Consider the following 10,056-nt stretch of genomic DNA (forward strand, 5'->3'; position numbering starts at 1 on the left):
AGCGCCCCCACCGACGGTCGGAGCCGGGACACCGACGCCCCGGCGGGAGACCCGTCCCGGACCGCCGCCCTGCTGCCGATCGAGATCCCCCACCACCGCCGACCCTCGCCGCGGCGGGTGCTGGCGGACCTGGGCCCGAGAGAATGCGCCAACGCCCTCATCGCGCTGATCTTCTCCGCGACCGGCCCCGTCGCCGTGATCCTGGCCGCGGGGGAACAGGGCGGGTTGACCCCGCAGGAACTGTCCTCGTGGATCTTCGGGGTGTTCTTCGCCAACGGGGTCCTCACCATTCTCATGAGCTGGATCTACCGGACCCCGTTGGCGTTCTTCTGGACCATCCCCGGCACCGTGATCGTGGGCAACTCGCTCGGACATCTTCGGTGGTCGGAGGTACTCGGCGCCTACGTCATCACGGGCGTGGTGATCCTGCTGATCGGCCTCAGCGGGGTCGCGCGCAGGGTCATGGACTGGATTCCGATGCCCCTGATCATGGCCATGGTGGCCGGGGTGTTCCTCCGGTTCGGCCTCGGTCTGGTCGACGCGGTGTGGACCTCCGCCACCGTGGCCCTGCCCATGGTGGTGGCCTTCCTCGCCGTCGGGGCCCTTCCGCGGGTGGCCCGGGTGGTCCCGCCGATTCTCTCCGCGATGCTGGTGGGGATCATCGCGGTGATACTCGACGGCGGGTTGTCGCGGGGAGTCCTGGACGACGGGCTCCTCGCCGTCCCCATGGTGCAGGGGCCGGAGTTCACCGTCCGCGGTCTCACGGAGTTGGTGGTCCCCCTGGCCGTCACCGTGCTCGTCGTCCAGAACGGCCAGGGGGTCGGGGTTCTCCGTGCCAAGGGGCATCATCCGCCGGTGAACGCCTGCGCCGTGGCGTGCGGGATCTGGTCTCTGCTGGTCTCCGCGATCGGCGGGGTCTCCACGTGCCTGACCGGACCGACCAACGCGCTGCTCGTCTCATCCGGGGAGCCCCGCCGGCACTACGCGGCCGCGATCGGCACGGGTGGGCTGGCGCTGATCGTGGGGGTGCTCTCCCCCGCGTTCGTCGGCCTCATGGTCGGGACGCCGGCGGCCTTCGTCGCGGCGCTCGGCGGGCTGGCGATGCTGGCGCCACTGCAGTCGGCGTTCGTCACGGCGTTCCGCACCGACCGCGCGTTGGGGCCGCTGGTGTGTCTGCTGGTGACGGTGGCCGACGTGTCCCTGCTCGGGATCTCCGCGCCGTTCTGGGGGATCGTCCTGGGACTCGCGGTGTCGGCGCTGCTGGAGCGCCGCACCACGAGCTGACGGGTCCTACGCCGACTTCTCCCGCGGCTCGGAGTCGGAGAACGGGACGATCGTCGGCAGCACGTTGTGGCGCACCGTCTCGCCGGTGACCACCACGCGGGCCACGTCGTCACGTCCGGGGATGTCGTACATGACCGGGAGGAGGACCTCCTCCATGATGGCGCGCAGGCCGCGGGCGCCTGTGCCCCGCAGAATCGCCTGGTCGGCCACGGCCTCGAGGGCGTCCGTGGTGAACTCCAACTCGACGCCGTCCATCTCGAAGAGCCTGGCGTACTGCTTGACGAGCGCGTTCTTGGGCTCGCTGAGGATGTTGACCAACGCCTCGCGGTCCAGACTCGTCACCGTCGCCACGACCGGCAGGCGCCCGATGAACTCGGGGATCAACCCGTACTTCACCAGATCCTCGGGCATGACGTCGGCGAAGTTCTCGGTGGTGTCCAGGGAGCTCTTGCTGGCCACCTCGGCCCCGAAGCCCATGCCTTTGCGACCCACGCGGTCACCGACGATCTTCTCCAGGCCCTGGAAGGCCCCGGCGACGATGAACAGCACGTTGGACGTGTCGATCTGGATGAACTCCTGGTGCGGGTGCTTGCGTCCACCCTGCGGGGGAACCGATGCCTGCGTGCCCTCGAGGATCTTCAGCAGCGCCTGCTGGACGCCCTCGCCGGACACGTCGCGGGTGATCGACGGGTTCTCGGCCTTGCGGGCGATCTTGTCGACCTCGTCGATGTAGATGATGCCCATCTCGGCACGCTTGGTGTCGTAGTCCGCGGCCTGGATGAGCTTGAGGAGGATGTTCTCCACGTCCTCGCCGACGTAGCCGGCCTCGGTCAGCGCGGTGGCGTCGGCGATGGCGAACGGGACGTTGAGCATCTTGGCCAGGGTCTGGGCGAGATAGGTCTTGCCACACCCGGTCGGACCCAGCATGAGGATGTTGGACTTGGCCAGCTCGACGGCGTCACCGCGACCGAGGGAGGTCCCCACCCGGATGCGCTTGTAGTGGTTGTAGACGGCCACCGCCAGGTTCCGCTTGGCGGCGTCCTGTCCCACCACGTACTCGTCGAGGAACGCGTGGATCTCCGACGGCTTGGGCAGCTCGTCGAGTGCCGAGTCCTGCGAGTCCTCGACCTCGGACTCGATGATCTCGTTGCACAGCTCGATGCACTCGTCGCAGATGTAGACCCCCGGACCGGCGATCAGCTTCTTGACCTGCTTCTGGCTCTTCCCACAGAAGGAACACTTCAACAGGTCGCCGCTCTCACCCACACGTGCCATGAGTTCTACGTCCTCGCATTCCAGGGGCCCGGATTCACACCCCGTAGTCGACGGTACGCGGGAGGGCCGACAATTCCGACCCCCCGCGCGATCAGTTCATTGGACCTGACGGCGCACCGCTACCCACTACGGCGCGCCGCCCGGACGTCAGTTGGTCGACGACAGCTTGCGGTAGTCGAACACGGTGTCGATGATCCCGTAGTCCTTGGCCTCGGCGGCCGTGAGGATCTTGTCGCGATCGGTGTCCTTGCGGATCTTGTCCGCCTCGTGGCCGGTGTGCAGCGCCAGGGTCGTCTCCATGAGGCGACGCATGCGCTCGATCTCCGCGGCCTGGATCTCCAGGTCCGAGACCTGGCCCTGGATCCCGCCGGTGGCGGGCTGGTGGATGAGGATGCGGGCGTTGGGCAGGGCGGCCCGCTTACCCTTGGTGCCCGCGGCGAGCAGGACCGCGGCCGCCGAGGCCGCCTGCCCCAGGCACACCGTCACGATGTCGGGACGCACGTACTGCATCGTGTCGTAGATCGCCATGAGCGAGGTGAACGACCCACCGGGCGAGTTGATGTACATGGTGATGTCGCGGTCCGGATCCTGGCCCTCGAGGACGAGGAGCTGGGCCATGATGTCGTTCGCCGAGGCGTCGTCGACCTGGGTGCCCAGGAAGATGATCCGCTCCTCGAAGAGCTTGTTGTACGGGTTGGACTCCTTGACGCCGTAGCTCGAGTGCTCGACGAAGGAGGGCAGGATGTAGCGCGAGGTCGGCAGTGAGGTCATCGGTGACTCCGTGGTGGTGTGCGGGGCGGGCTGGGCTGCGGGAGCGCTCCCGTGGGCGACGGGTTCGATGGTCACGACGGCGAGGTTCCGCCGGTCTGGGAGGCGCGCGCGATCACGTGGTCGACGAAGCCGTACTCCTTGGCCGCCTCGGCGGTGAACCACCGGTCACGGTCCGAGTCCTCGGTGACCTGCTCGAACGACTGGCCCGTGTGCTGGGCGATGAGCTCGGCCATCTCGCGCTTGGTGGCGGCGTACTGCTCGGCCTGGATCGCGATGTCGGCGGCCGATCCACCGACGCCGGCCGAGGGCTGGTGCATCATGATCTTGGCGTGCGGCAGCGCGTAGCGCTTGCCCTTGGTCCCGGCGGTCAGCAGGAACTGGCCCATCGAGGCCGCCAGGCCCATGCCGTAGGTCGCCACGTCGCACTCAACGAACTGCATCGTGTCGTAGATCGCCATCCCGGCCGTGACCGAGCCACCGGGCGAGTTGATGTACATGGCGATGTCGCGGGTGGGGTCCTCCGCCGCGAGCAGCAGGATCTGCGCGCAGAGGCGGTTGGAGATGTCGTCGTCCACCTGGGACCCCAGGAAGATGATCCGCTCCTGCAGGAGACGCTCGTACACCGAGTCGCCGAGCGTCAGCCCGTGGGATCCGGGCGAGCTGAGGGCGGGCTGCGTCGAACCGGGCTGTGCCGCTGAACCGTTCTGGGCCACGGGGTACCTACCTTCGCTGGTCGTCTCACCGCTCCCGCGGTGCCCGGCCGTCCGGCGGCCGGGTATCCGTTACGTCAAACAGTAACCAACACCCACGACGGAACCGTCCCGACGGGGCGGGTGTTCGCTCTCAGCGTCGCCGTCCGCTGCCGCCGCCGCGGGCGCCGTCGACGTGAACGACGGAGCCGGGGACCACCGTCGGGTGGTCCCCGGCTCCGGGGGTGGTTCAGGCGGTGACGGTCAGGCGTCGTCGCCCTTGCCGTCGGTGGTCTCGGTCTCGGCCTCGGCGGCCTCCGCACCCTCGGCGGAGTCGGTGGCCTCCTCCTCACGCGAGCCGAAGAACTCGGTGGTGTCGACCGTGTTGCCCTCGGTGTCCGTGACGTTCGACTGGACGATCACGTCGGCCAGGGCCTTGGAGCGCCGCACATCGGAGAACAGCGACCCGAGCTGGCCGGCCTGCTGGATCTGCTGCACGAACTGGTTCGGGTCCATGCCGTAGCGCTGGGCCTGGAACATGATGTGCTGCGTGAGCTCCTCCTGCGAGACCTCGGTCGAGGCGTCCTCGGCCACGGCGTCCAGCAGCAGCTGGCTGCGGATGGCGCGCGCGGCGCCCTCGCGGGTCTCGGCCTCGAAGGTCTCGCGGTCGGTGCCCTCGGCGGCCAGCGCCTGGTCGAGGATCGCGGGGTCCCCACCGAACTGGTCGATGAGCTGGTGCATCTGCGCGTGCGCCTCGGACTCGACGAGGGACTCCGGGGTCGGGACGTCGGTGGCCTCGATCAGCGCGTCCAGGACCTTGTCGCGGATCTCGCCCGCGAGGCCGGCCTTGGCCTGCTGCGCCACCTTCTCCGTGAGGTCGGCCTTGAGCTCGTCGAGGGTGTCGAACTCGCTGGCCATCTGCGCGAACTCGTCGTCGGCGTCGGGGAGCTCGCGCTCCTTGACGGACTGGACGGTCACGGTGATGACCGCCTCCTTGCCGGCGTGATCACCGGCGACGAGCGAGGAGGTGAACTCCTTGGACTCGCCGGCCTTGAGGCCCTCGGCGGCGTCGTCGAGGCCCTCGACGAGCGTGCCGGAACCGAGCTCGTAGGACAGGCCCTCGGTCGAGGCCTCGTCGACGGGCTCGCCGTCGACGGTGGCGGCCAGGTCCACCGAGAGGAAGTCGCCCTTCTCGGCACCGCGCTCGACGCCCTTGAGGGTGCCGAAGCGGGCGCGGAGGTTGTCGAGCTCGGTCTCCACCGCCGCCTCGTCGGTGGCGGGGGCCTCGACGGTGACCGCCAGCTCAGAGTAGGTCGGGAGGGTGATCTCGGGGCGCACGTCCACCTCGGCGGTGAACTCCACGACGTCGCCGTCCTCGAGCTTGGTCACCTCGATCTCCGGCTGCGCGAGGACCTTGAGGTCGTGCTCGTCGACGGCCTGGCCGTAGCGGGTCGGGATCATGTCGTTGATGACCTGCTCCAGGACCGCCGGGCGACCGATCCGCGCCTCGAGGAGCTTGGCGGGGGCCTTGCCCGGACGGAAGCCGGCGATGTTGACCTGGCCGGCGAGCGACTTGTACGCCTTGGCGAAGTCCGGCTCGAGCTCAGCGAACGGCACCTCCACCGTGACCTTGACCCGGGTCGGGTTCAGCTGCTCGACAGTGCTCTTCACGGTGATGATCTCCTAGGAAAGTCGTGTGGGGTTCGTGTTTCGGGCTCCGCTGGTCGGGATGACAGGATTCGAACCTGCGACCCTCCGCTCCCAAAGCGGATGCGCTACCAAGCTGCGCCACATCCCGGTGAGTCGCGCGACCGACCACCCCGCGCCGTACGCGGGAAACCTGCCGGGCCGCCAAACCAACTCGCCCAGTGTACGACAGTGCCGCATCACGGCAGATTCCGAGTTGGCGGGCCGGGAGTTGGGAGCGCCGCACCGGTCCGGTAGTGTTGTCTCAGCGCGAGCGAGACGAGGGGGAAACCCCAGGTCAGCCGCCGATGCGGGCGTAGCTTAATGGTAAAGCCCCTGCCTTCCAAGCAGGCTACGCGGGTTCGATTCCCGTCGCCCGCTCCACACGACGCCCCCGCGACGCCCTCCCGGCGCTCCCGAGGATGGCGTCTCGCGGTAGCGCCTGTTCGATCGGATCCCAGCCGCCCCTGGGCATGGCGTCTCGCGGTAGCGCCTGTTCGACCAGACCCCAGCCGCCCCTGGGCCTGGCGTCTCGCAGGTACTTCTGTGCCCGCGAGACGCCGTCGCGACGTGCGGCTGCGAGATGCTTGCCAGCTAACCGGCTAACCCGCCCGCCCGCGGCTGCGACTCGGCGACAGGTTCAGCGCTGCCGTCCCGGCTGGCAGGTCGGACACCAGAAGAGGGTCCGCGCCTCCAACGTCTGCAGGACGATCTCGTCGCGGCACACCCGGCACTGCCAGCCGTCCCGTTGGTAGACGTAGTTGCGCGGCCGGTCGGCACCACGTCGGGGCACGTCCCCGTGGTCGTGCTCCGGGCGGATCGTGTGGATGGCGCCGGTCTCCACCCCCACCTCCATCAACTGCACCAGGTCGTCCCAGATCGCGCGGAACTCGCCCTCCGTCACCCGCGAGCCGGCTCGGAACGGGTCGATACCGTGCCGGAACAGCACCTCGGCGCGGTAGACGTTCCCGACTCCGGCCAGGACCTTCTGGTCCATGAGCAGCGCACCTACCGGCCGCGCACTGCGTGTGATCCGCGCCCACGCCCGCCCGGGATCGGCGTCGGGATCCAGGGGATCGGGGCCCAGACGGCCGCGCACCTCGGCCACACCCGCCTCGTCGATGACGTCGCACCTGGTGGGTCCGCGCAGGTCGACGTAGTGGGCGGGCCGGCCCTCCGACCTCCCGCCGGGAAGCATCGCCCCGACCCGCATCCGCACCTGCCCCACCGGCGCGGGCGGTTCCTCCCCCTGCGGCACGAGGTGCGTGTCGAAGAATCCGTACAGCCCCAGGTGGACGTGGACGGCGAGGCCGCCCTCGTAGTGGTGGAAGAGGTGCTTGCCGACGGCTGTGGCGTGCTCGAAGTACCTACCGTCGACGACGACGTGGTCCGCGAACCGCCCCTGTGGGCTGGAGACGCGGACGGGCCCGCCCGCGAAGTACTCGGTGTGCAGGCGGGCCAGCCGGTGGAGGGTGTGCCCCTCAGGCACGGAGTGTCTCAGGCATGGTGTCGCCCGGGCACGACGCTTCTCGGGCGCTTCTCTGATCAGGCCCCGGGGACCGGCGGGGCCTCGTGGGTGCGCTCGTACTCGGCGAGGATGTCGATGCGACGCTGGTGACGCTCGGCCTCCGACCAGCTCTGGTCGAGGAACGCATCGACGATCGCCAGTGCCTCCTCCTGCGAGTGCATGCGCCCACCGATACCGATCAGCTGCGCGTTGTTGTGCTCACGGGCGAGGCGCGCGGTCTCGACGCTCCACGCCAGGGCGCAGCGGGCGCCGGGAACCTTGTTGGCCGCGATCTGCTCGCCGTTGCCGGAGCCGCCCAGCACGATCCCGAGGCTGCCCGGGTCCGCCACGACCTTGCGAGCCGCGTCGATGCAGAAGGCCGGGTAGTCGTCCTCCGCGTCGTAGCTGTGGGCGCCGCAGTCGACCACCTCGTGGCCGGAGGTCTTCAGGTGCTCGGCGATGACGTTCTTGGTCTCGAAGCCGGCGTGGTCCGCTCCCAGGTAGATGCGCATGGCGGCGATTCTGCCACGCTCGGCACCCGCCGCACCCCCGGGCCTTCAGTCGAACTGCGGGGCCTCGGTGCGGCTGCGCTTGAGCTCGAAGAAATAGGGGTACTCCGCGAGCAGGGCGGCGCCGTCGAAGACCTTGCCCGCGTCCTCGCCGCGCGGGATGCGCGTGAGGACGGGACCGAAGAAGGCCACGCCGTCCACGTGCACGACCGGGGTGCCGACCTCGTCGCCCACCGGGTCCATGCCGCGGTGGTGCGAGGCGCGCAGCTCGTCGTCGTAATCATCCGACGCCGCCGCGGCGGCGAGACCCGCGTCCAGTCCGGCGGCCTCGAGCGCCTCGGTGATCACCGTGGGGTCCTCGATCCCCCGTCCCTGGTCGTGGATGCGGGTGCCGAGCTCGGTGTACAGCCGGCCCAGGACCTCCTGGCCGTGACGCTGTGCGGCGGCGATCGCGACCCGGACCGGGCCCCAACCGCGTGTCATCAGCGCGAGGTAGTCCTCGGGGAGGTCCCGGCCGTCGTTGAGGACGGACAGGCTCATGACGTTCCAGGTCAGCTCGATGTCCCGGACCTTCTCCACCTCGAGGATCCAGCGGCTGGTGACCCATGCGAAGGGGCACAGGGGGTCGAACCAGAAGTCGACGGAACGGGTGGCGTCGGAACCAGAAGATGTCATGACCCCATCCTCCTCGTCCGGGTCCCCGACTGCCACCCCGCCGCGGGTGGTAGGACTGGGGCCACCACCCCCGCCCAGGAACCGAGGACCTCCGATGCGCTCGCTCAATCTCACCCGTTCCGACGCCGCCGCCAGGGCGGAACTGCTCGACGTGGACACCTACGAGGTGGACCTGGACCTCACCGACGGCTCCGGCGGACCGGGATCCGGGACGTTCCGGTCCCGCACGGTGGTCCGGTTCACCTGCTCCCGACCCGGGGCGGAGACATTCATCGATCTGAGGTCGGCGCGGATCCGGTCGGTGACGTTGAACGGACGGGACCTGGAGACCGGGGACTATGACGACGAGGCGGGGCTGACGCTGCCCGACCTGCAGGAGACCAACGAGCTCGTCGTGGACGCCGATCTGGCGTACACCTCCACCGGCGAGGGCCTGCACCGCATGGTCGATCCCGTGGACGGGGAGGTCTACCTCTACTCACAGTTCCAGACCGCCGACGCCAAGCGGGTGTTCGCCTGCTTCGACCAGCCCGACCTCAAGGCCCGCTACACGCTGACCGTCACCGCCCCCGCCTCCTGGGTCGTGGTGGCCAACACCCCGGCCGGAGAGTCCCCGGGCGAGTCGGGAGCGGTCGTGCACCGGTTCGAGCAGACGGAGATCCTGTCGACGTACCTCGTGGCCCTGATCGCCGGCCCCTATCACGTGGTCGAGGACTCCTACGTCGACGAGCACGGGACCATTCCACTACGACTGTTGTGTCGTGCGTCGCTCGCCGGGTACCTCGACTCCGATCGGCTGTTCGCCGAGACCAAGGAGGGCTTCGGGTTCTATCACCGTGAATTCGGCATGCCGTACGCGTTCGGCAAGTACGACCAGATCTTCGTGCCCGAGTTCAACGCGGGGGCCATGGAGAACGCCGGGGCCGTGACGTTCCTCGAGGACTACGTCTTCCGCTCCCGCGTCACGGCCTACCGCTACGAGCGGCGTAACGAGACGGTGCTGCACGAGATGGCCCACATGTGGTTCGGCGACCTGGTGACCATGCGCTGGTGGGATGACCTGTGGCTCAACGAGTCGTTCGCGACCTTCGCCTCGGTCCTGGCCCAGGTGGACGCCACGCAGTACACCGACGCGTGGACCACGTTCGCCAATGTGGAGAAGGCGTGGGCGTACCGGCAGGACCAGTTGCCCTCCACCCATCCCGTGGCGGCCGACATGACGGACCTGGAGACGGTCGAGGCCAACTTCGACGGGATCACCTACGCCAAGGGCGCGTCCGTGCTCAAGCAACTGGTGGCGTACGTGGGACGCGAGCCGTTCCTGGCCGGCCTGCGCGCCTACTTCGCCGAGCACGCCTTCGGCAACGCCGAGTTCGACGACCTCCTGCGGGCCCTCGAGGCCTCCTCCGGCCGCGACCTGTCCGACTGGGCCGACCAGTGGCTGCGGACCACCGGCATCAACCCGATCTCGGTGGAGGTGGACACCGCAGACGACGCCCAGGCGACGATCTCCGAACTGACCGTCGTGCAGGGACCCGCCGCCCCGGGTGCCGGGGAGCTGCGCACCCACCGTCTGGGGGTCGGCCTCTACAGCCGTGACGACTCGGGCGCGCTGGTGCGCACCGCGTTCGCGGAGCTGGACGTGGACGCCGAGCGCACG

General features: G+C 69.3%; 9 protein-coding genes and 2 tRNA genes. 3 read left to right on the forward strand and 8 right to left on the reverse strand.

Annotated elements, in window-relative coordinates:
- Positions 1 to 84 precede the first annotated feature (84 nt).
- Positions 85 to 1,284: a benzoate/H(+) symporter BenE family transporter gene (locus tag G6022_RS15225; protein WP_347238191.1), complete on the forward strand. Its 1,200-nt coding sequence runs from the start codon at positions 85 to 87 to the stop codon at positions 1,282 to 1,284.
- A 6-nt stretch (positions 1,285 to 1,290) separates the two neighbouring features.
- Here G6022_RS15225 and clpX read toward each other — a convergent pair whose 3' ends face one another.
- The 5 genes from clpX to G6022_RS15250 all read right to left on the reverse strand — a co-directional run bounded on the left by clpX (position 1,291) and on the right by G6022_RS15250 (position 5,817).
- Complete coding sequence (clpX, locus tag G6022_RS15230; protein ID WP_182640151.1) at positions 1,291 to 2,559, reverse strand: ATP-dependent Clp protease ATP-binding subunit ClpX; 1,269 nt, start codon at positions 2,557 to 2,559, stop codon at positions 1,291 to 1,293.
- 147 nt (positions 2,560 to 2,706) lie between these two features.
- On the reverse strand, positions 2,707 to 3,330 hold the full coding sequence (locus tag G6022_RS15235) for an ATP-dependent Clp protease proteolytic subunit (RefSeq protein ID WP_179526200.1): 624 nt from the start codon (positions 3,328 to 3,330) through the stop codon (positions 2,707 to 2,709).
- Positions 3,331 to 3,401: 71 nt separating this feature from the next.
- Positions 3,402 to 4,043, reverse strand: coding sequence for an ATP-dependent Clp protease proteolytic subunit (locus tag G6022_RS15240; protein WP_107748149.1), 642 nt, complete (start codon positions 4,041 to 4,043; stop codon positions 3,402 to 3,404).
- A 240-nt stretch (positions 4,044 to 4,283) separates the two neighbouring features.
- Positions 4,284 to 5,690 carry a trigger factor gene (tig, locus tag G6022_RS15245; RefSeq protein ID WP_182640150.1) on the reverse strand — a complete coding sequence of 469 codons (1,407 nt, stop codon included), beginning with the start codon at positions 5,688 to 5,690 and terminating at the stop codon, positions 4,284 to 4,286.
- Positions 5,691 to 5,740: 50 nt separating this feature from the next.
- Positions 5,741 to 5,817 (reverse strand) — tRNA-Pro (locus G6022_RS15250).
- Positions 5,818 to 6,015: 198 nt separating this feature from the next.
- On the opposite strand from G6022_RS15250, the gene G6022_RS15255 reads away from it, so the two are divergent.
- Positions 6,016 to 6,089 (forward strand) — tRNA-Gly (locus G6022_RS15255).
- A gap of 256 nt (positions 6,090 to 6,345) precedes the next feature.
- On the opposite strand, the gene G6022_RS15260 is transcribed toward G6022_RS15255, so the two are convergent.
- Genes G6022_RS15260 through G6022_RS15270 form a run of 3 tightly spaced genes read right to left on the reverse strand, consistent with a single transcriptional unit; the run spans position 6,346 to position 8,396 of the window.
- Positions 6,346 to 7,194 carry an Fpg/Nei family DNA glycosylase gene (locus tag G6022_RS15260; RefSeq protein ID WP_182640149.1) on the reverse strand — a complete coding sequence of 283 codons (849 nt, stop codon included), beginning with the start codon at positions 7,192 to 7,194 and terminating at the stop codon, positions 6,346 to 6,348.
- A 56-nt stretch (positions 7,195 to 7,250) separates the two neighbouring features.
- Positions 7,251 to 7,724 (reverse strand): ribose-5-phosphate isomerase, encoded by a 474-nt coding sequence (locus G6022_RS15265; RefSeq protein WP_179524911.1) that lies wholly within the window; start codon positions 7,722 to 7,724, stop codon positions 7,251 to 7,253.
- A gap of 45 nt (positions 7,725 to 7,769) precedes the next feature.
- Positions 7,770 to 8,396 carry a DsbA family protein gene (locus G6022_RS15270; RefSeq protein WP_182640148.1) on the reverse strand — a complete coding sequence of 209 codons (627 nt, stop codon included), beginning with the start codon at positions 8,394 to 8,396 and terminating at the stop codon, positions 7,770 to 7,772.
- A gap of 94 nt (positions 8,397 to 8,490) precedes the next feature.
- Here G6022_RS15270 and pepN point away from each other — a divergent pair.
- Positions 8,491 to 10,056: aminopeptidase N (pepN, locus tag G6022_RS15275; RefSeq protein WP_182691909.1), on the forward strand; the 1,566-nt coding region annotated here is incomplete at its 3' end.

This window comes from Dietzia sp. Cai40 (assembly GCF_014145165.1).
Taxonomy (GTDB): domain Bacteria; phylum Actinomycetota; class Actinomycetes; order Mycobacteriales; family Mycobacteriaceae; genus Dietzia; species Dietzia natronolimnaea.